Annotated in this window: 22 protein-coding genes; 18 read left to right on the forward strand and 4 right to left on the reverse strand. The window is 54.4% G+C overall.

The genetic code is table 11. From position 1 onward, the window contains the following. Positions 1–122: 122 nt before the first annotated feature. The 4 genes from yedA to ACX17K_RS04980 all read right to left on the reverse strand — a co-directional run bounded on the left by yedA (position 123) and on the right by ACX17K_RS04980 (position 2,681). The gene (gene yedA, locus ACX17K_RS04965; protein ID WP_493773924.1) at positions 123–989 is read right to left on the reverse strand and encodes a drug/metabolite exporter YedA; all 867 of its coding nucleotides are present in this window, start codon (positions 987–989) and stop codon (positions 123–125) included. Positions 990–1,050: 61 nt separating this feature from the next. Next, positions 1,051–1,719 (reverse strand): protein TolQ, encoded by a 669-nt coding sequence (tolQ, locus tag ACX17K_RS04970; RefSeq protein ID WP_021475840.1) that lies wholly within the window; start codon positions 1,717–1,719, stop codon positions 1,051–1,053. Between the two features lie 26 nt (positions 1,720–1,745). Continuing rightward, entirely contained in the window at positions 1,746–2,327 is a 582-nt protein-coding gene (tsaC, locus tag ACX17K_RS04975; RefSeq protein WP_463089009.1) for an L-threonylcarbamoyladenylate synthase type 1 TsaC, read from the reverse strand. A 135-nt stretch (positions 2,328–2,462) separates the two neighbouring features. Continuing rightward, a complete protein-coding gene (locus ACX17K_RS04980) occupies positions 2,463–2,681 on the reverse strand; it encodes a hypothetical protein (RefSeq protein ID WP_231149764.1) in 219 nt (72 codons plus the stop codon). A 353-nt stretch (positions 2,682–3,034) separates the two neighbouring features. Here ACX17K_RS04980 and ACX17K_RS04985 point away from each other — a divergent pair, with 353 nt between their 5' ends. The 18 genes from ACX17K_RS04985 to ACX17K_RS05070 all read left to right on the forward strand — a co-directional run bounded on the left by ACX17K_RS04985 (position 3,035) and on the right by ACX17K_RS05070 (position 25,291). Beyond that, complete coding sequence (locus tag ACX17K_RS04985) at positions 3,035–3,976, forward strand: KpsF/GutQ family sugar-phosphate isomerase (RefSeq protein WP_104945550.1); 942 nt, start codon at positions 3,035–3,037, stop codon at positions 3,974–3,976. A gap of 23 nt (positions 3,977–3,999) precedes the next feature. Then, positions 4,000–4,752, forward strand: coding sequence for an ABC transporter permease (locus ACX17K_RS04990; RefSeq protein WP_493773925.1), 753 nt, complete (start codon positions 4,000–4,002; stop codon positions 4,750–4,752). Then, entirely contained in the window at positions 4,749–5,420 is a 672-nt protein-coding gene (locus ACX17K_RS04995) for an ABC transporter ATP-binding protein (RefSeq protein ID WP_493773926.1), read from the forward strand. The genes ACX17K_RS04990 and ACX17K_RS04995 overlap by 4 nt, the downstream gene beginning before the upstream one ends. Continuing rightward, on the forward strand, positions 5,404–6,579 hold the full coding sequence (locus ACX17K_RS05000) for a KpsE/RkpR family capsule polysaccharide export protein (protein WP_200895964.1): 1,176 nt from the start codon (positions 5,404–5,406) through the stop codon (positions 6,577–6,579). Before ACX17K_RS04995 ends, ACX17K_RS05000 begins: the two co-directional genes overlap by 17 nt. 70 nt (positions 6,580–6,649) lie before the next feature. Beyond that, positions 6,650–8,248 (forward strand): polysaccharide biosynthesis/export family protein, encoded by a 1,599-nt coding sequence (locus tag ACX17K_RS05005; RefSeq protein ID WP_493773927.1) that lies wholly within the window; start codon positions 6,650–6,652, stop codon positions 8,246–8,248. A gap of 63 nt (positions 8,249–8,311) precedes the next feature. Beyond that, positions 8,312–10,078 (forward strand): DUF8374 domain-containing protein, encoded by a 1,767-nt coding sequence (locus tag ACX17K_RS05010; protein WP_493773928.1) that lies wholly within the window; start codon positions 8,312–8,314, stop codon positions 10,076–10,078. A gap of 41 nt (positions 10,079–10,119) precedes the next feature. After that, a complete protein-coding gene (locus ACX17K_RS05015) occupies positions 10,120–11,652 on the forward strand; it encodes a glycosyltransferase family 25 protein (protein ID WP_493773929.1) in 1,533 nt (510 codons plus the stop codon). Continuing rightward, the gene (locus ACX17K_RS05020; protein WP_493773930.1) at positions 11,649–12,608 is read left to right on the forward strand and encodes a glycosyltransferase family 2 protein; all 960 of its coding nucleotides are present in this window, start codon (positions 11,649–11,651) and stop codon (positions 12,606–12,608) included. The genes ACX17K_RS05015 and ACX17K_RS05020 overlap by 4 nt, the downstream gene beginning before the upstream one ends. After that, positions 12,596–13,582, forward strand: coding sequence for a hypothetical protein (locus tag ACX17K_RS05025; protein WP_493773931.1), 987 nt, complete (start codon positions 12,596–12,598; stop codon positions 13,580–13,582). The genes ACX17K_RS05020 and ACX17K_RS05025 overlap by 13 nt, the downstream gene beginning before the upstream one ends. Positions 13,583–13,635: 53 nt before the next feature. After that, positions 13,636–14,526 carry a hypothetical protein gene (locus ACX17K_RS05030; protein WP_493773932.1) on the forward strand — a complete coding sequence of 297 codons (891 nt, stop codon included), beginning with the start codon at positions 13,636–13,638 and terminating at the stop codon, positions 14,524–14,526. 5 nt (positions 14,527–14,531) lie between these two features. Next, positions 14,532–16,334: a glycosyltransferase family protein gene (locus ACX17K_RS05035; RefSeq protein WP_493773933.1), complete on the forward strand. Its 1,803-nt coding sequence runs from the start codon at positions 14,532–14,534 to the stop codon at positions 16,332–16,334. A gap of 51 nt (positions 16,335–16,385) precedes the next feature. After that, positions 16,386–18,443 (forward strand): glycosyltransferase family 2 protein, encoded by a 2,058-nt coding sequence (locus tag ACX17K_RS05040; RefSeq protein ID WP_493773934.1) that lies wholly within the window; start codon positions 16,386–16,388, stop codon positions 18,441–18,443. 37 nt (positions 18,444–18,480) lie between these two features. Continuing rightward, positions 18,481–18,852 carry an HAD family hydrolase gene (locus ACX17K_RS05045; protein ID WP_493773935.1) on the forward strand — a complete coding sequence of 124 codons (372 nt, stop codon included), beginning with the start codon at positions 18,481–18,483 and terminating at the stop codon, positions 18,850–18,852. Then, positions 18,849–20,405, forward strand: coding sequence for a hypothetical protein (locus tag ACX17K_RS05050; protein ID WP_493773936.1), 1,557 nt, complete (start codon positions 18,849–18,851; stop codon positions 20,403–20,405). Before ACX17K_RS05045 ends, ACX17K_RS05050 begins: the two co-directional genes overlap by 4 nt. A 1-nt stretch (position 20,406) precedes the next feature. Then, on the forward strand, positions 20,407–21,129 hold the full coding sequence (locus ACX17K_RS05055; protein WP_493773937.1) for a glycosyltransferase family 2 protein: 723 nt from the start codon (positions 20,407–20,409) through the stop codon (positions 21,127–21,129). A 40-nt stretch (positions 21,130–21,169) separates the two neighbouring features. After that, the gene (locus ACX17K_RS05060) at positions 21,170–22,606 is read left to right on the forward strand and encodes a hypothetical protein (RefSeq protein WP_493773938.1); all 1,437 of its coding nucleotides are present in this window, start codon (positions 21,170–21,172) and stop codon (positions 22,604–22,606) included. 39 nt (positions 22,607–22,645) lie between these two features. Next, positions 22,646–23,818, forward strand: coding sequence for a nucleotide sugar dehydrogenase (locus ACX17K_RS05065; protein ID WP_493773939.1), 1,173 nt, complete (start codon positions 22,646–22,648; stop codon positions 23,816–23,818). A 9-nt stretch (positions 23,819–23,827) separates the two neighbouring features. Then, positions 23,828–25,291: a glycosyltransferase family 2 protein gene (locus tag ACX17K_RS05070; protein ID WP_493773940.1), complete on the forward strand. Its 1,464-nt coding sequence runs from the start codon at positions 23,828–23,830 to the stop codon at positions 25,289–25,291. The last annotated feature ends 7 nt before the right edge of the window (positions 25,292–25,298 follow it).

Below are 25,298 nucleotides of genomic sequence, written 5' to 3' on the forward strand. Positions count from 1 at the left end.
GCCCGCAATGAAAAACGCCGCTCCCGGGAGCGGCGTTTTTTTTGCTTGATTGGCAAGGTAGCGGTTCCGCTACAGGAACGCCCCTTTCGCCCCGACATGCATGCCGGAAAGGCCGGCAGCCCTCATGAACGCCGCCAGCTGATCAACACCACCGCGGTGACGATCACCACCATCGCCAGCATCTCGTGCGCGCCGACATGCTCGCCCAGAAACACCACGCCCAGCAGCACCGCGATCACCGGATTGACGTAGGCATAGCTGGTGGCCGCCGCCGCCGACACCGTTTTCAACAGATACAGGTAGGCGCTGTAGGCGATCATCGAGCCGAACACCGTCAGGTACAGCAGCGCGGCCCAGCCTTCGACGCCGGGCCAGGCGGCCAGACGCTCGCCGACGGCGAAGCTCGACGCGATCAGGGCCAGGCCGCCGAAAATCATGGTCCACGCGCTGCCCATCGCGCCGGTAGGCTGCGGCAGCTTCTTGCTCCAGGCCGAACCCAGCGCCCAGCCAGCCGAGGCCAGGATCAGCAGCGCCGCGCCGCGCGGGCTGGCGCTAAGGCTGGAACCCAGGTTCAGCAGCGCGATGCCCGCCACGCCCAGCGCCATGCCGGCCCACTCCAGCGGCCGCGACTGGTGGCCGAACAAGCGGGCGAACAGCAGCGTGAACAGCGGCACCGTCGCGATCACCAGCGCGGCGACGCCCGACGACACCTCGCGCTCGGCCACCGTCACCAGGCCGTTGCCTATCGCCGGCATCAGCACGCCCAGCAAGGCCGCGCCGCCCAGCTGGCGCGCGCTTGGCCACGGCGTCTTCTTCCACGCGAGATAGGCCAGCACCAGGCTGCCGGCCAGCAGGAAGCGGATGCCGGCCATCAGCAGCGGCGGCCAGGATTCGACCCCGATGCGGATGACCAGATAGGTGGAGCCCCAGACCAGGTAGAGGGCGAGGAAGGCGGCCAGCGTCAGCGGCGCGAGGCGTGAAAAAGGCATGGTTCAGTCCGTAAATTCCGAACCGAAACCATGCCGTATGCAAGCCGAAACGGCAAGCGTCTTAACGCGTCGCCAGCCGCTGCAGGATGTTGGAGAACTCTTCCATATAGGTGTCGAAGCGGGTGGCCAGGCGGTCGACGTCGGTGGCGAAGCGGTTGTAGGCCACCACCGCCGGAATCGCGGCGAACAGGCCGATGGCGGTGGCCACCAGCGCCTCGGCGATGCCGGGGGCCACGGTGCTCAGCGTGGCCTGGCCGGCGTTCCCCAGGCCGATGAAGGCGTGCATGATGCCCCACACGGTGCCGAACAGGCCGATGTAGGGGCTGACCGAGCCGACGGTGGCCAGGAAGGAGGTGTGACTGTCCAGCGTGTCCAGCTCGCGCTGCGCCGCCGCCCGCATCGCGCGGCGGGAGCCATCCATGATGTCGGACAGCTCGGCGCCGCTGCGGCCGCGCTGCTTCAGGAACTCGGCGAAGCCGGACTGGAAGATGCGCTCCATGCCGGCGGTGTCGCTGCGGCGGCACACGTCTTCATACAGGCGGTTCAGATCGGCGCCGCTCCAGAAGTTGCGCTCGAACTCCTCGCTGTGGCGCTTGGCCGAGCGCAGCACCGAGATCTTGTTGAAGATCAGCGCCCACGACAGCAGCGACGTCAGCGCCAGGCCCGCCATCACCAGCTGCACCAGCAGGCTGGCGTTCAGGATCAGGCTGATAAAAGAAATCTGTTGCACGTTTTATTCCTCAGTTCACACGCGGCCTAGCGCAATACGCGGCCGCTCTCCAGATCGATGATGGTCGATGGCTTGCGCCGCTTGCCGATGCGGCCCGGCAGCGTCAGCACCTTGTCCTTGAAAGCCATTCGACAGGCTCGCGCCGTCTTCAGCGATTTCTGCCCGGCCCGGTTGGCCGAAGTGGACACCAGCGCCGTGCCAAGCCGACGGCACAGCGCCGCCGCCTCGCCGTGCGCGGTGACCCGCACCGCGATCTTGTGGTGCCGGCCGCGCAAGGCCGGCGGCACCCGCCGCGACGCCGGCAGCAAAAAGGTATATGGACCGGGCCAATAGCGCGCCAGTTCCGCGCGCTGCGCGGCGGACAACGGTTTGACCAGGTGGCGGATCTGCTCGAAATCGGCGGCGATGACGATCAGCCCCTTATGGTTAGGCCGCGCCTTGATCGCCAGCACGCGGCGTATCGCGCGGGCATCGAGCGGACGGCACCCCAAACCGTAGCAGGATTCAGTGGAATAGGCGATCACGCCGCCATCGCGCAGCTGCTTGCGGGTCCGTTGCTGCAAACGGCTGCCAGGCAGGCGCGGCAAAGGACCGGAACCGGACTTCATGATTGATCAAGCTAGATGGAAACAGGAAGCAGCCATTGTAGCGGCAACGGCGCAAAAACACAGGCGGAAATGCGAGGAAAAACGGAAGGACGATGCCGAAGCGGCGACGCGGCGCGCGTCGGCATCGGACACGCGTCAGAGCAGCAGGTGCTCGTGGTCTTCAGGAGGATCTTCCGGCGCGGCGCGCCAGGCATAGCAACGCGCAGGCACGCCGGCATCCGAGTTGAACTGCTTCAACCAATAAGCCAGTCGGCGCCAGCAGCGCTTTTCATGGGTCAGGAAACGCAATAGCCGGCTGCGACTTCCAGGCTCCGGATCAGCCGGCAGGCCGTGTTCAGTAGTCAGTGCGGACATGATGGCTCGCTCCAGGATTGAGGTATGGATGCACTCTCAAGCGAACTGTAGCGGCCGGGGTGTCAAATTCCCGCAGAAACGGCGGCGCGCCGCATCAAATTTTCATAAATACGCGGCAAATCCCGCTCCTGCTATTGGAATCGCGAAATTAGGCTAGAGTCTGTACACATTCTATTTTGTTACAAAAAGAACAGCCATTTGTCATTGATTAGATTTAAATGCCCGATAATCATATTGTAAACAGAATGAAAATGATGTGTTTTTAAAAAAACTGCAACAAACGTTCACAGTCATGGCAGAATTATACATTCCGATACAATTTTGATACCAAGCACGCACTTTAAACAATAACCATGACCCAGCATGCGCACACAGGATCGGCAGTCTTCGCGGAGCAGGCCCGCGCGCTCCAGACTCAGGCGGACAGACTGTCGGACGACTTCAACCATGCGGTGGAGCTGATTCACGCCACGCAAGGCAAACTGATCGTCTGCGGCATGGGTAAATCCGGCATCATCGGCCGCAAGATCGCCGCCACTTTCGCGTCCACCGGCACCTCCAGCTTCTTCGTCCACCCCGGCGAGGCCTTCCATGGCGACCTGGGCATGATCAGCCCGCAGGACAGCGTGCTGCTGCTGTCCAACAGCGGCGAGACCGAGGAAGTGCTGCGCCTGCTGCCTTACCTGAAACACATCGGCGCGCCGGTATTGGCCATCACCGGCGGAAGCGATTCGACGCTGGCCCGCGAGGCGGACTGCGTCTTGCTGGTCCCGATCGAGCGCGAAGCCTGCCCCCATAATCTGGCCCCCACCACGTCGACCACCCTGACGCTGGTGATGGGCGACGCGCTGGCCGTGGCCTTGATGGAACTGCGCCAGTTCCAGCCCACCGACTTCGCCCGCTTCCACCCCGGCGGCTCCCTGGGCAGAAAATTGCTGACCCGCGTCCGCGACGTGATGACGCCGACAGTCCCCAGCAACCATCCCGGCGACGATTTCAAGCAAGTGGTCAACCACATGACCAAGGGCTGCCTGGGTCTGACCGTGGTGCTGGACGACGATGGCTGCCTGCTGGGGATCATCACCGACGGCGACCTGCGCCGCGGCATGGAGCGCAGCGACGCGCCCGGCACGCTGAGCGCCCGCCAGCTGATGACGCCCACGCCATTGACCATTCCCTGCGATGCGATGTTCGCCGATGCGGAAGAGCTGATGCTGAAACGCAAGATCACCTCCTTGATCGCGGTGGACCCGCAGAACCGCCCGGCGGGCATCGTCAAGTATTTCGACCTGTGACGGCGCGCAATGGCTGGAGCGTGATGCGCAACTCCGTGCATGCGCTGTTCCTGAGAGAACTCAAAACCCGCTTCGGCGAATACCGGCTGGGCTATCTGTGGGCGCTGCTGGAGCCCGTCCTGCAGATGATGGTGATGCTGGCGATCATGGGTTTCCTGTTGCATCGCGTGATGCCGGACATTTCGTTCCCGGTCTTTTTCGTATGCGGCATCGTCCCCTACTCGCTGTTTTCCAACATCGCCACCCGTTCGCTCAACGCCATTGAGGCCAACCGCGGGCTGTTCAGCTATCGCCCGGTTCATCCAGTGGATGCCGTATTGGCGCGCTCATTGCTGGAGTGCCTGATCCAAGGCGGTTGCTTCGCGGCGTTGCTGTCGGGGCTGTGGCTGTTGGGCGAGCCGATGCGCATCGACAATCTCCCCATGCTGCTCTCGATCTGGCTGGCCCTGGCGCTGTTATCGCAAGGGCTGGGGTTCGCCTTCATGGTGCTGGGACATGCCTTCAAGGCCGCGGACAAGATTTTGCCGCTGCTGCTCCGCCCACTGTATTTCGCCAGCGGCGTGATGTTTTCATTGCATGTGTTTCCGCCCGAATTTCGCTATCTGGTGGACTGGAATCCCTTGCTGCACGCCTTCGAGCTGATGCGCCATGCCGTTTCGCCCAGCTATCCGCTGTACGACATCAGCCTGAGCTATTTATGGCTGTGGGCGCTGGTTTCCCTATTCATTGGACTACTGCTTTACAAGGCCCGCGAACCGGCCATCCTGCGCTCATGATCCAGATCCGCAATCTCAGCAAGTCCTATCGCACTCCGGCAGGACGGCACTACGTATTCAAAAACCTGACGGTGGACATCCCATCCGGCGTCAGCGTGGGCCTCATCGGCCGCAACGGCGCCGGCAAGTCCACGCTGCTTCGCATCTTGGGCGGCATGGACCGGCCAGACTGCGGTTCGGTGCATACCGACCGCACTGTCTCCTGGCCGGTAGGTTTGTCCAGCGGCTTCCAAGGCAGCATGACCGGCCGCGAAAACGTCAAGTTCGTCGCCAGGCTCTACGCCGACAAGCATGAGCTGCCGGAAAAGGTGGCTTTTGTCGAAACCTTTGCGGAACTGGGCAAGCATTTCGACATGCCGATGAAAACCTACTCCTCGGGCATGAAGTCACGTCTGGGATTTGGCTTGTCCATGGCGTTCGACTTCGACTACTACCTGATCGATGAAGTCACCGCGGTCGGCGATGCCAGCTTTAAAGCCAAAAGCGCCCGCCTGATGGAGGGAAAGCGCCGGCAAAGCCAGTTTTTGATGGTGTCGCACAGCATGGCCGAGATTCAGCGCCTCTGCGACGCCGCCCTGCTGCTGGGCCGGGAAGGCGTGCGCTACTACAACCAGATCGACGAGGCCATCGAGGCCTATAAGAAAGAAGAAGATGTTCAAGTGGTTTGAAAATCCAGGATCCCAGGCCGATGGCGCATCCATCCTCCCCTCATCCTTGTGGCTGCAAGGCTGGCTGCGACGCGCCAGCCGCGACAAGTTGGCGCTGCTGCTGATCGCCCTTCCGCTGTTGTTGACCGGCCTCTACTTCGCCACCATCGCGCATGATCGCTATGTCAGCGAGTCGCGCGTCATCGTCAAGCGCGGATCGGACGATCGGGGAGGCAGCCTTGACCTGGGCTTCCTGCTGGGCGGCAACGCCTCCACCCTGCGCGAAGACGCCATGCTGCTGCAGCAATACATCCACTCACCGGACATGCTGGCGCGGCTGGACAAGACGCTGAACCTGAAGCAGGCCTTCGCCGAGCCCGCCGGCTGGGACTGGTTTTATCGCCTGCCGGCCAACGCTACCCGCGAGGAGTTCCTGAATTACTATCGCGGACGCGTCGACGTGCAGTTCGATGAGAAAACCGCGTTGCTGGTCATCCGCAGCCAGGGATTCACATCGCGGTTTTCTCAACAGCTCAACCAGGCCATCCTGGCCGAAAGCGAGCGCTTCATCAATGAGCTGTCGCACAAGATCAGCCGCGAAGACATGGCCTTCGCCCAAAAGGAAGTGGACTACGCCTACCGCGAACTCAGCCGGGCTCGCGAACAGTTATTGAGCTATCAGAACCGCCACGGCCTGATCGACCCGCACGCCCAGGCGCAGGCCACCGGACAACTGGTGGCGGAATTAGAGGGCAAACAGGCGCAACTGGAAGCGGAGCTGCGCAATCTGCAAAGCTATCTGCAAAGCGACTCGCCGCAAGTCATCGCCGCCCGCAACGCGCTGGATGCGTTGACAACCCAGGTCGCCCGCGAGAAGTCCAAACTGGTCTCGCCCGATGACGACAAGCTGAACCGCAAGACCGCGCAGTTCCAGGAAATACGCGCTTATGCGGAGTTCCGCACCGACCTGTACAAGCTGGCGCTCACCGCGCTGGAAAAATCCAAAGTCGCCTCCGCGCACAAACTCAAAAGCCTGGCCGTGATCAGCGCCCCCCAACTGCCGGAAGAAGCGGAATACCCCCGCAGGCTCTACGTGCTGGGCTCGCTGCTGCTGCTTTGCGGCTTGCTGTACGGCACCGTGCGCCTGACGCTGTCCATCATTGAAGATCACAAAATTTAAAACAATGCGCCTGACACCCCTCATCCTGTTGTTTGCCTCCAGCTCGGTCTTCGCCCTGCCAGGCACGCCCATGGGCAGCCCAGCCGCGCCCGATGCCGCCACCGTAGCCGCGATCAAAAGCGCGTCGACCACGCCCCCGCCCGCCGCGCCGCAGGCGGCCGCGGAACCGCAAGTCCCGGTGCAAGCGCCCAGCCGCATGTTCGGCTCGCAGCTGTTCGGCGGCGCCTTCCGCCACAGCGCCGGCATCGGCTTCAACCCCGACTATCAGATCAGCATCGGCGACCGCATCTCCTTGCGCCTGTGGGGCGCCTTCATGTACGAGGGCCAGCTGGCCGTCGATCCGCAAGGCAATATCTTCGTCCCCAATATCGGCCCCGTCACCGTGTCCGGCGTGCGCAACGGCGAACTCAACACGGTCCTCTCCAATCATGTGCGCCGCGTATACAAGGCCAATGTCCATGCCTACGCCTCGCTGGACATCGCCCAACCGGTGAAAGTCTTCGTCACCGGCTTCGTCAAGCAACCCGGCCTGTATGGCGGGATCGCGGCCGACAGCGTGCTGAGCTACCTGGACAAAGCCGGCGGCGTGGACGCCGAGCGCGGCAGCTATGTCGACATCTCGATCCGCCGCGGCGACGCCCTTCGTAAGCATCTGAACCTTTATGACTTCCTGCTGAATGGCAAACTGGATCTGGTGCAATTTTCCGATGGCGACGTCATCATTGTCGGTCCGCGCCAGCACACCTTCGCCGTCAACGGCGAGGTATACAACGCCAACGACTTCGAGTTCGGCAAAAACCAGATCAGCGTCCATGACGCGCTGGCCATGGCGCGCCCCAAGCCCGGCGCCACCCATATCAGCATCACTCGGCGGCAAGGCAGCGCAAAAACCAGCGAATACTATCCTCTCGCCGGCGCCGGCAGCGTCACGCTGAATGACGGCGATCAGCTGACCGTGACTGCCGATCGCTATGCCGGAACGATCCAGGTCCGCGTGGAAGGGGCGCATTCCGGCGAGCACGCCATCGTGCTGCCCTATGGCGCGACGATGGCTGACGTATTGGCCAAAGTCCGCTCCAACAGCATGTCGCAAACCGACTCTATCCAGCTGTTCCGCAAGTCGGTGGCCGAACGCCAGAAAGCCATGCTGGCCCTGTCCTTGCAAAAACTCCAGGAAACCGCCTTTTCCGCCCGCTCCTCCACCAAGGAGGAGTCCGAGCTGCGCACCCGCGAAGCCGAGTTGATTGAGCGCTTCGTCGCCAAGGCCGGCAAAGTCGAGCCCAAGGGCCAGGTCGTGCTGAACGAAAAAGCGCTGCAAACCACCCTGCTGGAAGACGGCGACGTGATCCGGATACCGGAAAAAACCAGCGTGGTCATGGTCCATGGCGATGTGCTGTTCCCCAATGCCGTCAGCTGGCAGTCGGGACTGAACGTGGGCGACTACGTGGAGCAAGTGGGCGGTTACAACCAGAGCGCCGACAAATCCCGCCTGGTTCTCATGAAACAGAACGGCGAGGCGCTGCCCGTCAGCGAACGCGCCAAAGTCGCAGCCGGCGACGAAGTGATGGTGATGCCCAAGATAGACAGCAAAAACATCGAGGTCACCCGCGGCATCACCCAGATTCTGTACCAGATCGCCGTAGCGGCGAAGGTGATTCTGGATCTCTGATCCGCACAAGAACACAAAGGGCCGGCGCGATGCCGGCCCCGCGCACAAGCTTAGGAGCATGCAATGAACAGAATCGTCATCGTCGGGCATCCGGCATCGGGCTATCAAGACATAGAGCACACCCTGCACCAATGCGGCATGCAGCCCGCCCTCCCCTCCCGCAGAGACAACTTGCTGCCGCAGGACATCACCGCCGCGCTGTGCAAAGCGCATGCCGCGCCGGCAGTCCAGATCCCAACGGAAGAAGCCGACCTTTCCCCGTTGGCGGTGGGGCCGCTATGGAACGGCATGGCGATGGACCTGATGCTCGGCAACCTGGACCAGGAATTATGGGGTTGGGCAGACCCGCAGACGCTCTACACGCTCGACTACTGGCAAGCGCTGGACCCGAAGCTGACCTTTGTCCTGGTCTATGATGAGCCGCACCGCGCGCTGATGCAGGCCAGCGCCCAGCTCCAGCCGCCGACGCTGCCCGATGCCCGGCGCATCCTGGACAACTGGACCGCCTACAATGGCGCGCTGCTGCATTTCTACCTGCGCCACCGCGACCGCTGCCTGTTGGTTCACGCGCAGCAAGTCCGCCGCGCCGCCGATCGCTATGTGCAACAACTGCAGCCGCTGCTGGATACGCCCTTGCAACATCAGCCGGCGCCGGACTTCGCGCCTCGAACCGCCGATGCCGCAAGGCCGTCCGCCTTTGCCCCCAGCAGCGTTTCGTCAACTCAGACGCTGCTGCCCGCTCAACGCCTAAGCGACATTGCCAACCTCACCGGGCTGGAAATAGGCTGCCTGCAAGACACCTTGCAGGCTTCCGCCACCGAGCGCCATCTGCTGACAGACATCCTGAAAACGGAGCATCAGGCCAGTCTGCAGCGCTATGCCGAACTGCAGGCATCCGCCTCCCTGCCGCTTGATCCTCCGATGCATGGACCGACGCAGGCTGTCGATGCCTGGAACGCCTGGACGCAACAACGCGCCATGACCGCCAACTTGGCCAACCGGCTGCACGGCGCCTATCAGGACACGGCCCAGCAGCTCGACGCGATCACAACCGCGCATGCTCAACAAGATGTGCAATGGCATGCCCGGCTGGAACAGGCGGAAGCGCGCCGGCAGGCGGAACAGGCCAACCACCATCAAGCCTTGAGCGAGCGCGAGCAGCAGCTGCAATGCGCGCATGACGAAAACCAGAGTCTGCGTGAACAAGCCAAGCAGTTTACTGATCAACAGAGCGCTGGAAGCCAACAACTCAGCGAACGCCAGCAACAGCTGCAATCGGCCAAAGAAGAAAACCACCTGCTGCTTGACCAGCTGCATCAGGTGCAGCTTGCATTGGAGCAGCAATATCTGGAAAAGAAGGCGCTGGAAACGCATCAGGAGTTGGCAGAAGAAAACGCCATGCTGCTCGATCAGTTGCAGCAAGCTCAGGATGAACTGGAACGCTACTACCTTGAGAACCAGAAACTGCAAAACGGCGGCGTCCTCCCCAACCCCAACTTGTACGGCGCCGCGGAGCACGTCAAGCAGCAGCTGGACTATCGCCTTGGCGCGGTCATGCTCAAGCACTCCCGCTCACTGCGGGGATGGCTATCGTTGCCGCGGGCTCTGGCGGCCGAAAAGCGCGCCTACGAGCGAGAATCGCAATCAGACGGCATTCGCCATCCTCTGCATGCCTATCGGGATGCTCAAGAGGCGGAGCGCATCAAGCAACACCTGTCATACCGGCTTGGCCACACCCTGCTCAAGCATGGCGGCTCGCCTATCCGCTGGATCACCCTGCCCTTCGCGCTGAGCCGCCAGATCATGGCATTCCGCGCGCAACGCTCATGAAGAGCGGCCGCGCAACAACCCTGGGCCAGTAGGAAACCATCATGCAGAACCTGCTCCAACAGGCCAATAAGGAATATCGCAATGGGAATTACCAGCAGGCCCTCGCGCTCTACGATGCCGCCTATGCCAGCTACCCGTTCAAGGGCTCCATCGCCGTACTGCGCGACCGTTGCCTGAGGCATTGCGCGGCCAAGCCCGCGCCGGTCTCCCTGCGCCAGGCTGCCGACGCCCCGACAGAAATGGCGCAAGCCTTGCACATCGTCGTCAAGGACGAGGCTGGCGCGCGCACTTACCGTTTCGATCCCTCGGTGCTGGATCACACGCTTGGAGAGGCTCTGCCCGACACGTTCTTCCCCATCGCGCCGCAAAGCCATGTGGCGGATGTTTCGTTGGCTCAAGGCATCCTGATCGAAATCGAGACCGGCTCTCTGCGCAACCGCGAGGCCTGGCTGAAGGAGCTGGTCAGCCTCGCCATCGCCGTCCATCATCATCAAGCGCCAGGATTCGACATCAGCTTCGCTTCCTATAACGATGACCATCTCGATGGGCAAACAGTCATCAAGATCCGCACCCCGTATCAGGTTTCGGCGGCCAGCAGCCTCGGTGAAACGGCTACCGGCTATGCGCGCTTGCATGCCATGCTGTTCGAGGCCAAGAAAAAACTGCAGCGCAATCTCGTTCCGCAGGCCGCGCCGGGCAAACCAGAGCCGGAACCGGCCTTCAATTGCGCAGAAGACTTTATCAGCCAGTGCCTTTCCTCACCCTATGTGCTGAATCTGCCGCACCGGACAGATCGCCGCCAAGCCGCCGAATATGCGTTTTCCGCACTGGGCGTTAAGCCGAGCTTCATTCATGGCGTGAATGGGAAAACCGCGCGCTCGGCTCAACCCCACTGGGAAAAGCATGTTCGCTACACGCGAAGCGCTCAAAACCGGCCAGCCTTCAAGTACGACTACGAGGTCGACTTCTACATCAAATATGCCAGTACTCAGCAAAGAGAAGACCATTACCTTGGCAAAAATGGAAAGCTATTAAGCCAAGCGTCTCTGGGCTATATGCTGAGCTACAGAAAGGCGCTGATTCAGGCGCTTACCAATACTCAATCAAAATATATCCTCATATGCGATGACGACATAATCATCCATAAGAATCATGCGCAGATCATCGACAGCATCGTCAAAGATCTTCCAACTGGATTCAAAATCCTGAGTTTAGGCGCGATTCAGTACAACTGGAACAGCAATATTCTCAATCGTTGCGGAGATTCGCTATACCAGTGCTTTGGCACCAGCATCGCTTCGCATGCCACGGTGTACGACCGATCCATAGCAATCGAGCTATTGGATGAACTAGAAAAAATGTCGCTGCCATTTGATGTTGGCGCATTGCATTACCTGAAGAAAAAATACTTTCACCAAAGCTATGTAGCCTACCCCAACCTTTTTATTCAAGACTCATCAGAGAGCGAAATCGCCGATACGCAGCAACAGCTGAAAACCGGAACCCAAAAAGACAACAAGTATCGTTGGGAGCTGATGGACTACCTCCATTATCCGACAGGAGCTATGGAATGAAATTCAGCATCATCGTCCCCTTCTATAATGAAGGGGAAAAAATGGTTCCGCTGATCGAGTCTTTATTGCGACTTGAGCAAGCATCCCAAGCGCACGAGGTCATTTTTGTCGACAATAAGTCAACGGATGGCAGCGTCAGCGTGGCAAAAAAATATGGCTTCGATGTCGAACCCGCTCCGCAATATGCTTCCAGCTATTATGCCCGCAACGTCGGCGTCTCCTGCGCAAGCGGCGAATACCTGCTGTTCATCGATGCAGACTGCATTGCGGACAAGAGTCTGTTGAAACAATACGAGCAATACATTGCCGCAGCCTCCCGCCCGCATCGCACCGTGTTCGCCGGCGGCATCCACCCCGCCGTCAACAATGGCAATCTGTTCGAACTGTATGCTGAAAATCGCAAGATTCTGAACCAGAAAAGCGCCATCACCGGATGGGCCTACCGTCCCTTTGCCCAAACAGCCAACGCGCTGTATTCACGAGAAATGTTTCTGGCCGTTGGCGGTTTCCATCACCAGATGAGCACCGGCGGCGATGCGGAAATCTGCTGGCGCTTTGCCGACCAGTGCAAGGCTGATTTCATCTATGCCGAATCCGCCTTCGTGCGACACAGGCATCGCGCCGATGCCGACTCTCTGGTGGCGCAATTCCAGAAATATGGCACCGGCCGAGTGCAGCAGGCGGCCTTGACGCAGGAATTCCTGAACGGCCAAAAAGACGAGAACTTTCTCGGCAAATTCAAGGCCATTGCCCCCTTGCTGCACTCCTTGCAAGAACAAGGCGTCAGGCAGGATGATCTTTTCCAGTTGCTGGATTTCATACGCGATAGCGCCTACGAATGCGGCGTCGTGACGGAAATCATCAAAACCGGCAAAACCGGCAAAAACCTGTCCGATGTCGCCGCCTTGCATCAGCTCCTGGACAAACGCGCGGAAGGCCAGCCATGTACGCGTTGACCTACGCCAACAAGCTCATCCGAAACGGGCAAATCCAAAACGCGCTGTCGGTGTGCCGGAAGATTCGCGCCGCCCTGCCCATCGCATTGCAAAAGCAAGTCGACTGGAACATCCGGTACTACGGCGACAGAGCCCATGCCGCCCCGGCGCACCCGGCAGATACTGAAGCCATCGACATCACCCTGACCACCATCAAGGCCCGCCTGCCTGCCGTGGCCAAGGTGATTGAATCGCTCCATCGCCAAACCATGCCGCCGAGGTCGATTCAACTGCATGTATCGCAAGATCCGCATCTGCTGGATGACGGCATTCAAGCCGCCGACCTGGAAAAACATGGGCTGAATGGCTTTGCCAAGCTGCAGGTTCATTTTGTCGGCAATACCGGGCCGTACCGGAAAATCATGCCTTATCTGGACAGGCATTTTTCCCAGCCGCAACGCGAAGACAGACTGTTCATCACGGTCGATGACGACACTTTGTATCCCCCGGACTTCATCGAGACACTGGCGCGGCACTATCGCCAACATCAGTGCGTGATCGCTTTCCGCGGCCGGAAAATCTGCTTTGAGAGCGGCCGCGTCGCGCGCTATGGCGCCTGGCCTCCTGGCACCAACACGCCCTCCCTGCTCAACATCCCGACAGGCAAGGATGGCGTCCTCTATGCCACATCCTTCTTCACCTCTTCATTCCTGAATCAGGATCAAGCCCTAGCCACCGCCCCGACTGCGGATGATTTGTGGATCAAGTGGCACACCTATGGCAATGGCATCCCATCCCTGATTGTCCGTCCAGAAGCCTGCCTGTCCGATCATCACGGCTTTCCACTCGTCAACTACGACCAGAGCTTCCGCGATCACAGCCTGTATCGGGCGCATAACTCGGGCAGCAGCGGAAATAACGATGCCGCCATCCAGAAGCTGGAACAACAGCTGACCCCGATAAGCCTGGTTGCGCAAGTAGAAAACCTGATCTGACAGCAGCGCCGCCCAAGGCATCCATACCAGACAGTGATCAAAGGCCATACAACATGACGACAACAAACAGAACCGCCATCGGCATCCGGTTTCACCGATACAACGACAGCGTCAAACAGACCGTAGACACCCTGCTGCAATCCGGTTGCTTTCAGGCTTCAGAGATCCATCTCGTCATGGACGTCTCCAGCGCTCATGCCCTGCCGCCACGCGACGTCATTCCCCTCTCCTCCGAGAAGATTCGCAGCATGGGCTTACTGGCCATCGAACAATATGGCTGGCATTGCGGCGATTACTTTCTATACGCGCTGCGCGAGAAAGTGAAAGCCGACTACTACTGGCTGATCGAGCCGGATGTCGCATTCGGCAAGGGCGCTGAAAAAGCGTTCTTTTCCAGAATGCGCGATATCGCATGCGACTACGCGGCCTTCAATCACACCGAAAAAGACGCCAGCTGGGCCTGGTACAAAGGCATGCGCCAGTTTTCCGACAAGGTTTATGGCTCGGCCTTTCCCATTACCCGCTGCTCCGCCAAGGCCGTGGACATGCTTTACCAGACCCGCAAGGCGCATAGCCAACAGTTTCAAGACAAGAAACTCCCCAGCCACTGGCCCAACGATGAAAGCTTTGTCAGCACCACGCTGGAAAATGCCGGCCTGCATTGCATAGACCTGCATAAGCAAAACCTGTGCTATTCCGCCAAATTCGGCACCTTGCTGCCCATCCTGCGTCACGCCGCCGCTACGCAGTCGGGCATCTTCCACCCGGCCCTGAGCTTCGACGAAATGAAGGCAAAGTTTCTACCCAAGCTGGAGATCGCCATTCGCAGCAAGCGCGTGGATGAATTTATCGAACGGGCTACGCAGGATATGACCCCGCAACAACTCAAAGACATGCTGGCGCTGGTGGTCAAAGCGCATCGTGTCCAGCCTCAGCAAGGATGAGCAACATGCAGGGCATGACTCCTCAAACCATGAGCCCCGACGCCATCATCCCGATGGAAACCTGGCTGGACATGCTGCGTGCCATTTTTCCGCCCCAAGGCGTGATGGTAGTCGGGGCAGGCATGGGTAGCAGCCTCTGGGTACAGTGGCTGCACAATCGTGGCATCGAGTCGGTCACGCTGATTGAGGGCGATCAACAGCAATTTGCCTGCTTGCAAAACCGGCAGGATGACAACCCTAGCTGGATGCTTCAACAAGCTGTTGTCGCGCGATCCCATCATGGAACCGTGTTCTATCAGGCCAGCCATAGCAGTGAGAATGGCTTACTCGCCCCAGAAACCTTGCAGAGCCTGTGGCCGAATCTGACGACTGTCAAACACACGGCCATCTCGTCCGCGACTACGCTGGACAGCCTGCATGCCGCCTCTGGCAAACCAACCAACTGGCTGGTGGTGGACTGCCTTCCCGCCGCAGATTTGCTGCAAGGCGGCGCCGCGCTGCTGCCGGCCCTCGACGTTGTCATCGCACGCGTCACGACTCGGCCAGACGGCCCTGCCGAAGCCTCGCTGGCCGCCCTCTCGGCCCAACTCGGGCAAGCCGGTTTACACCAGGTTTGCTGTCAATCCGAACGGCACCCCGACCTCGCCTCAGCCTGGTTTGTCAGAAGCTCTATCGCATTACGCGAAACAAGTCGGCATCTACAGCAGGAAATCATCCAACTCCAGCACGCATTGCAGCGCTCGCAATCGACACAGGAAACCGAACGTCATGCCATGAAGCGGCAAGCGGCGGCTGACCAAAGCCAGATAGACGAACTGCAAATCCAGATTGCACAGCTGAGCCAACAAACCGAAGCACTACGGCACGAGAAGCAAGCAGCCCAGCTGCAATATCAGACGCTGTCTGCCAGTATGAACACCGCTTTACAGGATACCGCCGCCCGACTGCAATCGCTGGATGAGCGGCAGCGTCATTTCCAGGATGGACTTGTTCAACTCGGCACGAATATCGGCCAACTGGAACAAACTGTCACCACGACACAAACCGCGCCCATCATTAAGCCGCGGGACATCGTCATGCTGATTCCTTCCTGCACGAAAAATGCAGACAAAGCCGCAGCTATCCGTAAAACCTGGGGGCGCGATGCCCTGAACAGCGGCTTCCAATGCTATTTCCTCATCGGAGATCCAGAACTGGCTGCCCCCAAACTGAATGGGGATACCCTCCATCTGCCTTGCCGAGATGATTACGAATCCTTGCTACTCAAACTGACCCTGGCTTACCAATACATCTGCGCAAACGACGCTGTCTTCAAGTTTATTTTCAAAATAGATGACGACTGCTATCTGAATGTTGATGCATTTACCTGCAACATTTTGCCTCAATTGAAAAGCAACGACTATCTAGGTGGCGCCGTGCACCCCAAAGGTGCCAAATTCAATAACCAATGGCACTTTGGAAAATGCCATAACAATAAATTTGAAAAAGCCTATGCATTCGATCAAGCCATGCAATCTTTTGCTAAAGGGGGATATGGCTACTTCTTGAGCAAACAAGCTGCACAAATTATTGCCAGCCATGCCAGCGACTTCAGGGCTGAATTAGAACAATTCGTATACGACTTTGAAGACATGAGGGTGTCAAGCATTCTGGCGAAGCACCATATTGTTCCTCTGCAATTGGCAAACTACACCGTAGCAAAAATAGAGAGCTACCGCATCAGTCGACCGCTCTTGGTATTTGATATTCAGGATGGAGAAAGCATTAAGGCCATTCACAATGAAAGCACGGCAATTCCATTGCAATAAAATCAGACTTTTAAAATAAAATTTTAACCTACTCATATTCTTGGGCAACACATGACCATTCTAGATCAGGCAATTTCTGCTTACCGTAATAAAGATTACTCAACAGCTTTGCAATTATTTTACCAAGCCGGCGAAAGATATGGCTCAAACTTGGTGGCAACCAATATCCGGCTATGTCAGCAGGGACTCACCGAGGCCGGTCAACCCTCTGCCTGCGCTCCCCTCATATCGGCCAAACTGGACCCCGCCACTCGCATTATGCTGGCCAATGCTCAGCAGCTTGAACTAACCGAGACAGAGCGAACCAGACTGCTTGCCGAGTATCGCTTAGCTACCCATAAAAAATCCGAAGACGTAGAAACCAAAACTGTCAATCCCATTCCAGCAGACTGGCCAAAAGATCTGGTATTACCTCCTTTGCCAGATAGCACCAACGACTACCTTTGGAATCGAAAACGCAAGTCTCTGCTTGATGTCGCTCCATCCCTGTCCAGTAACCCAGGCTTGAGTATCATCATCCCAACCTTCAACCGCAGCCGCATTCTGGATGTCACGCTGGCATGTTTATGCAGCCAGCAAACCCGTTTTCCGTTTGAGGTGATTGTGGCCGATGATGGCAGCAGGGAGGCGATCGATCTGATTGTTCGTCAATACGAGTCCTTGCTGGATATTAAATATGCCCGACAAAAAGACTATGGCTACCAGCTTTGTGCTGTGCGTAACCTAGGCTTGCGTACTGCCAAATATGACTTCATCGCCATTCTAGACTGCGATATGGCCCCTAATCCGCACTGGGTACAGGCCTATATGGAACTACTAGTTCAAGACGACGATGTTGCTCTAATTGGCCCCCGCAAATATGTTGACACCAGTGCCCATGCTCCAGAGACCTTCCGGCAAAGTCAGAATCTTCTTGCCCAGCTACCTGAAGTCATTACCAATAATAATGTAGCAGGAAAAATAGAACAGACTAAATCCGTCGACTGGCGGCTTGATCACTTCCATAAAACTGAAAATCTCCGCTTGTGTGATACCCCCTTCCGTTTTTTCAGTGGGGGTAACGTCGCTTTTGCAAAAAAATGGCTGGGAAAGGCTGGTTATTTTGATGAAGCCTTCAATCATTGGGGTGGCGAAGACAATGAATTTGGCTATCGTCTGTATCGTGCAGGCTGCTATTTCCGAGCGGTAGATGGTGCCATGGCCTACCATCAGGAACCGCCCGGAAAGGAAAATGAAACCGACCGCGAAGCAGGCAAGGCCATCACCATCAAGCTAGTACAAGAAAAGGTCCCCTACTTCTATCGAAAGCTGGAAGGGCTTGAAACAGCAAATCTACATGCCACCCCTCTGGTATCCATTTACATTCCAGCCTACAACTGTGCCGAGCATATCGTCCGCTGCGTCAATAGCGCCCTGAATCAGACCGTTACCGATCTGGAGGTCTGCATTTGTGATGACGGCTCCACTGATAATACATTGGAAATTATCAGCCAAAACTTTGGCGGCAACCCGCGCGTGCGTGTCATGAGCAAATCCAATGGCGGTATCGGCTCGGCCTCCAATGCCGCCGTGCGTATGGCCAAAGGCTACTACATCGGCCAACTCGACTCTGATGATTATTTGGAGCCCGATGCGGTGGAATTGTGTTTGAAGAATTTCTTTTCCGACCGTTCTCTGGCTTGTGTCTATACAACCAATCGCAATGTTAATTCGGATGGTTCATTGATTGCCAATGGCTATAACTGGCCTGAGTACTCGCGTCAAAAGCTGATGACGGCGATGATTCTGCATCACTTCCGCATGTTTACGAAACGAGCGTGGAATCTAACCAGTGGGTTTGATGAGAAAATTACTAATGCAGTTGATTATGACATGTTTCTGCAGCTAAGTGAGGTAGGTAAATTTAATCATCTGAATAAAATAGCTTACAACAGAGTAATCCATGGCCAAAACACATCTATAAAAAAATTAGACCTTCAAAAGAAAAACCATTTTGGAGTCGTAAACAAATCACTTTCACGACTTGGGATAAAAGATCTTGAATATACTCCATTAAATGAATTGGACTCAACTTGCCGACGTTATAAGCTCATCAAAATTAATTCTTGAAATTTGTGCCAATAGTGCTTAGCGGACGATTACTATTATGAAACGATTAATCTTTGATCTTGACAATACTATCTGCCAAACATTAAATGGCAACTATGTCGAATCAATACCAAACCTTCCACTAATTAAAATGATGTGGAAATACAAGAAGCTTGGATTTGAAATAATCATAAGCACCAGCAGAAACATGAGGACTTATGATGGATCAATTGGAAAGATCAATGCCAACACACTACCTATCGTAATTAATTGGTTGAACAAACATAACGTCCCATATGACGAAATATACACTGGAAAACCTTGGTGCGGCTTTGATGGATTTTATATTGATGACAAAGCGATTCGACCTAATGAATTTATAAATTTATCATATCAAGAAATTTGTAAGCTAATAGGAGTTGAACAGTGATTCTTATTACTTCTGGTGCGTTCACATGTGCAGAATTGCAGGCTGAACTAGGGAAAATACCATCCTCCTTTGTACCTCTCGGAAATCACCGTCTCTATGAACATCAAATCATTGCATTGAGAAAAACATTTCCAGAGAAAAAAATTTATATCTCAATAACCGATGCTTACCACATAGAGGGTCCGGACCAAAAGCGACTACATGACTTAGCTATCCAAGTCGTTTATGTACCTGATGGTTTTTCTCTCGGGGAGTCCTTACTTTATACAATAAATACTATAGGCGAATATGATAAAGATCTTTCAATATTGCATGGAGATACACTCCTGTCGGAAATTCCTATAGAAAGTGATATTGTTGCAATTTCGAGTTACAAAAACGAGTATGATTGGGAAATTGAGAATCAAAATAATGAAGAAATAAAAGCATGGTGCGGATATTTTTCATTCTCCGATGTAAAACTGCTCGCTCAAGTTTTAGCAAAATCTAGAGGAAACTTCGAAAGTGCTGTAAGGTTTTATAACAAGACAAGAATGTTGCGCTTTATTAATATTGAAGATTGGCTGGATTTTGGACATGTAAATAGTTACTTCCAATCTAGAACAACTATTACGACTCAACGTTCGTTCAATAATTTATTCATTGAAGATGGAGTCGTAACCAAATCAGGTAATAATTCCATAAAAATATCTGCAGAAGCAGATTGGTTCAGAAATATACCATGCAAAATTAAGAAATACGTTCCACAATTAATTTATGCAAGCAACGAAGGTAAAGCATGTTATGAAATCGAATACCTGCCTCTCTTGCCACTAAATGAACTATATGTTCATGGAAATCTGTCCCATCTATATTGGAAGAATATATATCTTTTAGCCAAAAAAGCTTTACAAGAACTTGGTTCTTGCTCCTATATTTCTGATGAGAGAAAAGCTGAGATAAACACGGAGTTTAGTGAACTAATCATTAACAAAACAAATGATCGCTTGAGGCAATTTTCCGAGTCTGCCGATTGCTCTCTTTCCGCAAAAACCTCTATAAATGGAGTAGCGCTACCTTCTCTCAAAGAAATTGTCTATGACTGTCAAAATTATGCAAATAATATTGATGCAATCTATGGTATTTCACATGGTGACTTTTGCTTCAGTAACATATTGTACGATTCAAGGTCAAATAGTATTAAGATGATTGACCCTAGAGGAGTAAATGCAAGGAATGAACTTTGTATTGATGGTGATCTTCGGTACGATGCTGCAAAATTCGCACACTCGGTTGTCGGCCTCTATGATCACATAGTATCCGGACTGTTTGAGATAAAAGAGCAGCATACTTTTCACTTTGAATTTAACATCCATATTACAGAAAATACCAAAAAATCCATCTCCGCCTTCGAGGAAATAGATCTACTACCCAATATTTCTACTTCACAACTTACCCCCGTCGTTATTTTACTATTTTTGTCCATGCTCCCTCTGCATGAAGAAAACAAAATCCGGCAAAAAGCATTTATTGCAAATGCGCTAAGGCTATACAAAAAATGGAAGGATCTCTGATATGTTCGTCATACCCATGGTTGGAATGAGCTCCAGATTTTTTGCTGCAGGGTATGAAATACCAAAATATCAGCTCCTACTTAATGGAAAATCTGTTTTCTATCATTCAGTCAGTTCATTTAAAGAATATTTTAAGGAAGATTTGTTTATCTTCCTTTGTCGTACCGATTATGGAACAGTCGAATTTATCGAAAATGAATTAAGCGACATGGGTATAAAATATTATAAAATAATTCCATTTTCTGAGAACACTAGGGGGCAGGCAGAAACCGTTTATCAAGGGATTCGAAGTGAAGTCCCTGATGATGAATTATACATATTCAATATCGATACATTTCTTACACATTTTTGTAAAGACAACCTTGATAGTAATTGCGACGCGTACCTCGAAGTATTCCAAGGTGAGGGTACGCATTGGTCATTTGTCCTGCCCGGTGAAAATGGATCCGTAATAAAAACAACAGAGAAAGAGCGAATCTCTAACCTTTGTAGTAATGGTCTGTACTACTTTAGTAAAAAATCTCTTTTCGATCTTGCTTTCGAAACAGCAATGCAGAAAATGCACACTGTTAAAGGGGAGTTTTATGTGGCGCCACTCTATAACTTCATAATAAATGATGGAAAATCTGTAAAATATAAATTGATAAACAAAAATGATATTGTATTTTGTGGGACTCCATCTGAATATGAGCAGATTTTACATGGCACAAATTACTCAGTTTAATTCCACGTTAATTAATAAGTAATTGTGAGGAAATTTTAAAATGGCTCATATGAATGTTGATGAGAAAAAATCAGAAATAATATTCTCTCCAAATGAATTAAGAAGATTAATTGAAAGATATAGTAAAGATGAAATATGCCATATCTTAATAAGAGAGTTTGATCGAATAGATCTGTTATCCAAAACTAGATATTTGTATAATTCCGCCCCTCCTTGGGGAGGATGGATTTTGGCAAGAGAGATAACAGACAACCTCTTCCGTGAGGTCAACCCTAGCTTAGATATCGAAAACAAGGGAGAAATATTTATTTCAAACTTGGCATATTTTAGCCCATCCATGCTATGGGAAAATCCTAACTTAGCAATAAATGAAATTTTCAAGATCAGAAATATTGAAAGAATAAACTTCATTTTATCAAATGAAGTAAATATAAAAAATATTGTCACTGTCATTTCCAATGGCGCTAAAAATGAATTATTTCCAGAAACAGCCATTCAAATTGCTCTTTCCGCATCCGCGATAACAGGGCTTGTTAACGAAGATGTTTTTTTCAATTTATTATTGAAATTAATACGCGACAATGAGTTTAATTCGGAAATGATTAAAGCAATCTTAAAATCAAAGCTAAATGCAAAGAAAAACTGCAATGAGATAAATACAAACTCCACACCAAAAATTGCTTTAATCGTTGCCGGTCAATTGAGAGGATATGAAAATTCACTCCCCTTGCTTGCAGAGCATTTCTCAAAGTTTGAAACTGATATTTTCTTATCAACGTGGCAAGAAGTTGGATTTACAAGAATCAACCCATCAAATGCAAGTAGAGTTTTAGATGATGATGCATTTTCTTATTTTACATCTCAGCTGGATAAAATAGACTGCGCTGATCTTTCAAATAAAATTATCGCTGTTCACGGTAAGTGTGTTTCAAAAGACTCACTTACCAAATATTTCACTTGGGCAAAAAATATATCGATATCAATAAAAGATGATAAGTCATACCCATACAATGAAATGACCAATCCTGAGAAAATGTATTACCATAACCAATATTGGATAAGTACTCTTGGTGATGATTTTTTTGACAAATATGACGTTATTGTCAAAATCAGACCTGATCTGTTGATTTCCAACAAATCTGATTTCACTCCATTTCTGATGAAAAATAATTGCATATATTCTGAATTTTCTAGCTCGTTTAGAGAGTGGGGTTATGGAATCGGCGATCAGATAATGTATGGCTCACCAACAGTAATGAAGAAAATGTTGAGATGCCACGGCGACAAAGGACAGGTCACCGGGATCATTAGAAATATCTATGGGAAATCTTCCGTCCATCAAGGGCATGTTAATTGTGGGTTAATGGCTTGGATTCATGGCTTCACCACACAGGAGTCATCTTTTAAATCAAAGGGATTATCGTCCTTCACAAGAATAAATAAAGACTCCCTTATAAATCTTATTGAAGAAATATAAAAATACACTACGACACCAAATTAAAGAATTAAAGTAAACATGAAAAAAATCACCATCGCCGGCACCGGCTATGTCGGTCTCTCCAACGCCATCCTCCTCGCACAACGCCATCAGGTAGTCGCGCTGGACATCGATCCACATAAAGTCCAGCAGATCAACGACCGGCTTTCCCCCATCGTTGATGCAGAAATCGAAGACTACCTGGCCAACAAGCCGCTCAATCTGCAAGCCACGCTTGACAAGCAAAAGGCTTATAAAGATGCGGATTTCGTCATCATCGCCACGCCGACTGATTACGATCCAGAGACAAACTACTTCAATACCCGCTCAGTGGAAGCAGTGGCGCGGGATGTGATGGCGATCAACCCGCAAGCTGTAATGGTGATCAAATCCACCGTTCCCGTGGGCTTTACCGAACGGCTAAAGAAAGAATTAGGCTGCGACAACCTGATCTTCTCACCGGAATTCCTGCGCGAAGGCAAAGCGCTGCACGACAATCTGCATCCCTCGCGCATTGTGGTGGGGGAACGCTCAGCCCGCGGCCAGATGTTCGCTGACTTGCTGCGCGAAGGTTGCCTGCGCAAGGATGTGCCGGTGCTGCTGACAGACAACACCGAGGCCGAGGCGATCAAGCTATTCGCCAACACCTATCTGGCGATGCGCGTGGCCTACTTCAACGAACTGGATACCTATGCCGCCATCCACGGATTGGATGCGAGCCAGATCATCGAAGGCGTGGGGCTGGATCCGCGCATCGGCTCGCACTACAACAATCCCTCCTTCGGTTACGGCGGTTACTGCCTGCCCAAGGACACCAAACAGCTGCTGGCCAATTATCAGGACGTGCCGCAAAACCTGATCCAGGCCATTGTGGCCGCCAACACCACGCGCAAGGACTTTGTGGCGGAAGACATCCTGAACCGCAAACCCAAAGTAGTGGGCATTCACCGGCTGATCATGAAGGCGGGAAGCGACAATTTCCGCGCCAGCAGCATCCAGGGCGTGATGAAGCGCCTCAAAGCCAAGGGTGTGGAGGTGGTTGTCTATGAACCGACGCTTCAAGAGGATGAATTCTTCCACTCCCGTGTCCTGCGGGACTTGGCGGCTTTCAAACAACTGTCGGATGTGATCGTGGCCAACCGCCGGACGCCGGAACTGGATGATGTGGCGAACAAGGTTTACACCCGCGATCTGTTTGGAGGGGATGCATAAAGCATCCGGATGGCGATGGTGAATGCTGCTTTTTTTTGGCACGGACTGCATGGCCGCTTTGCTCATGCGCTTTCCCGCCTGCCGCCGTTGACAGGACGGCAGCCAGGCAGGCTGGAACGATGGGCGCTGTACAAGCTGGGCATGCATCAAACGGCCAGCCATGCCCCATCCGCTTGCCATGCGGACCCCATCAGCGAGTTTGCGCGGACGGTCTCCGCGGCATCTTGCGGACATGCCCAAGCGGCGATGGACAGCCTGAATGCGTTGCGACAGCGGCGGGCGATATCGCGGCTGCGCATCCCGCTGGCCCATGCCCTGGCGCCATTGATGCCCGAGGCGGCCCTGCAGTTGCTGGAAACCTCTCAGCGACCGCCCGCGGCCCTGCAGATCGGCCTCTTGCTGCGCAATGGGCACACTGCCGAGGCCCGAGAGCGGCTGCGCGCCTTGCCTGCCGCAGCTTTCCAGCAGCAGCCGGAGCTGCATCTATTGCACGCCAACGCCTGCGGCGGCATGCCCAACAAACAGCTACAGCGGCTGAACGCCTTTCTGTCCGCGCATGCCCTCCCTCCCTTGCGCTTGCTCGATTCATCCCTGCCGCCATCCGCGTTGAACGTGGGCGCTGCGGAGCCCTACTGTCAAGCGCGCGGCCCACTGATAACCGTCTTGATGACCACGTTCCGCTCCGGTTCGCGCGCGGTTTCTGCCATTGAGTCGGTGCTCGCCCAGAGCTATCAGGACCTGGAGTTGATCGTGATTGATGATGCCAGCGACGACGATACCCCAGCTCTGGTGGCGCAGTTGGCCAGCCGGGATGCCCGGTTGCGATTGATCCGGCTGCCGCGCAATGTCGGCACCTTTGTCGCCAAGCGCATCGGGCTGGCGCAGGCCAAGGGAGAGTTCGTCACCTGCCATGACTCGGATGACTGGATGCATCCGGAGCGGCTGGCCCGGCAGGTGGCTCCCCTGCTGGCAAACCCGCGGCTGATCGCCACCACCTCGGACTGGGTGCGGATTCAGGACGATGGCGCATTCCATGCCCGCCAGGTGTACCCCCTCAAGCGCATCAATCCCGCCTCGCCCCTGTTCCGGCGCGAGCGGATATTGCGGGAAACCGGCGCCTGGGATTGCGTGCGCACCGGCGCGGACAGCGAGTTTCTGGCCCGATTGGCCCTGGTGTATGGCGCCAAGGCCATCAAGAAAATCCGGCAGCCGCTGACGCTGGGCAGCCACAGACCCGGCTCCCTGATGACCGCCGCCGGCACCGGCTACTCGGCTGCGGGCATTTCGCGGCATCGCTTGGCGTACTGGGAAGCCTGGTCACACTGGCATATCGCCACCCTGGCCAAGAGCCAAGTGCCCCGCATCCCGGCCTCTATCCGGGATGCCGCTTTGAATCGTCCCTTTCCGATACAGACAAACCAATGCATCGCGGCAGACCATCTGGAAGCCTGCCTGCTGGACACACTCAAATAATTCAGAA

It is taken from the genome of Chromobacterium sp. INPA-IVC (genome assembly GCF_059047085.1).

What these genes read in the sequence shown, in the direction of transcription:
- yedA (WP_493773924.1), bottom strand. Translation starts at nt 989, where the DNA reads ATGCCTTTTTCACGCCTCGCGCCGCTGACGCTGGCCGCCTTCCTCGCC.
- tsaC (WP_463089009.1), bottom strand. Translation starts at nt 2,327, where the DNA reads ATGAAGTCCGGTTCCGGTCCTTTGCCGCGCCTGCCTGGCAGCCGTTTG.
- ACX17K_RS04980 (WP_231149764.1), bottom strand. Translation starts at nt 2,681, where the DNA reads ATGTCCGCACTGACTACTGAACACGGCCTGCCGGCTGATCCGGAGCCT.
- ACX17K_RS04985 (WP_104945550.1), top strand. Translation starts at nt 3,035, where the DNA reads ATGACCCAGCATGCGCACACAGGATCGGCAGTCTTCGCGGAGCAGGCC.
- ACX17K_RS04990 (WP_493773925.1), top strand. Translation starts at nt 4,000, where the DNA reads ATGCGCAACTCCGTGCATGCGCTGTTCCTGAGAGAACTCAAAACCCGC.
- ACX17K_RS04995 (WP_493773926.1), top strand. Translation starts at nt 4,749, where the DNA reads ATGATCCAGATCCGCAATCTCAGCAAGTCCTATCGCACTCCGGCAGGA.
- ACX17K_RS05000 (WP_200895964.1), top strand. Translation starts at nt 5,404, where the DNA reads ATGTTCAAGTGGTTTGAAAATCCAGGATCCCAGGCCGATGGCGCATCC.
- ACX17K_RS05005 (WP_493773927.1), top strand. Translation starts at nt 6,650, where the DNA reads ATGGGCAGCCCAGCCGCGCCCGATGCCGCCACCGTAGCCGCGATCAAA.
- ACX17K_RS05010 (WP_493773928.1), top strand. Translation starts at nt 8,312, where the DNA reads ATGAACAGAATCGTCATCGTCGGGCATCCGGCATCGGGCTATCAAGAC.
- ACX17K_RS05015 (WP_493773929.1), top strand. Translation starts at nt 10,120, where the DNA reads ATGCAGAACCTGCTCCAACAGGCCAATAAGGAATATCGCAATGGGAAT.
- ACX17K_RS05020 (WP_493773930.1), top strand. Translation starts at nt 11,649, where the DNA reads ATGAAATTCAGCATCATCGTCCCCTTCTATAATGAAGGGGAAAAAATG.
- ACX17K_RS05025 (WP_493773931.1), top strand. Translation starts at nt 12,596, where the DNA reads ATGTACGCGTTGACCTACGCCAACAAGCTCATCCGAAACGGGCAAATC.
- ACX17K_RS05030 (WP_493773932.1), top strand. Translation starts at nt 13,636, where the DNA reads ATGACGACAACAAACAGAACCGCCATCGGCATCCGGTTTCACCGATAC.
- ACX17K_RS05035 (WP_493773933.1), top strand. Translation starts at nt 14,532, where the DNA reads ATGCAGGGCATGACTCCTCAAACCATGAGCCCCGACGCCATCATCCCG.
- ACX17K_RS05040 (WP_493773934.1), top strand. Translation starts at nt 16,386, where the DNA reads ATGACCATTCTAGATCAGGCAATTTCTGCTTACCGTAATAAAGATTAC.
- ACX17K_RS05045 (WP_493773935.1), top strand. Translation starts at nt 18,481, where the DNA reads ATGAAACGATTAATCTTTGATCTTGACAATACTATCTGCCAAACATTA.
- ACX17K_RS05055 (WP_493773937.1), top strand. Translation starts at nt 20,407, where the DNA reads ATGTTCGTCATACCCATGGTTGGAATGAGCTCCAGATTTTTTGCTGCA.
- ACX17K_RS05060 (WP_493773938.1), top strand. Translation starts at nt 21,170, where the DNA reads ATGGCTCATATGAATGTTGATGAGAAAAAATCAGAAATAATATTCTCT.
- ACX17K_RS05065 (WP_493773939.1), top strand. Translation starts at nt 22,646, where the DNA reads ATGAAAAAAATCACCATCGCCGGCACCGGCTATGTCGGTCTCTCCAAC.
- ACX17K_RS05070 (WP_493773940.1), top strand. Translation starts at nt 23,828, where the DNA reads ATGGCGATGGTGAATGCTGCTTTTTTTTGGCACGGACTGCATGGCCGC.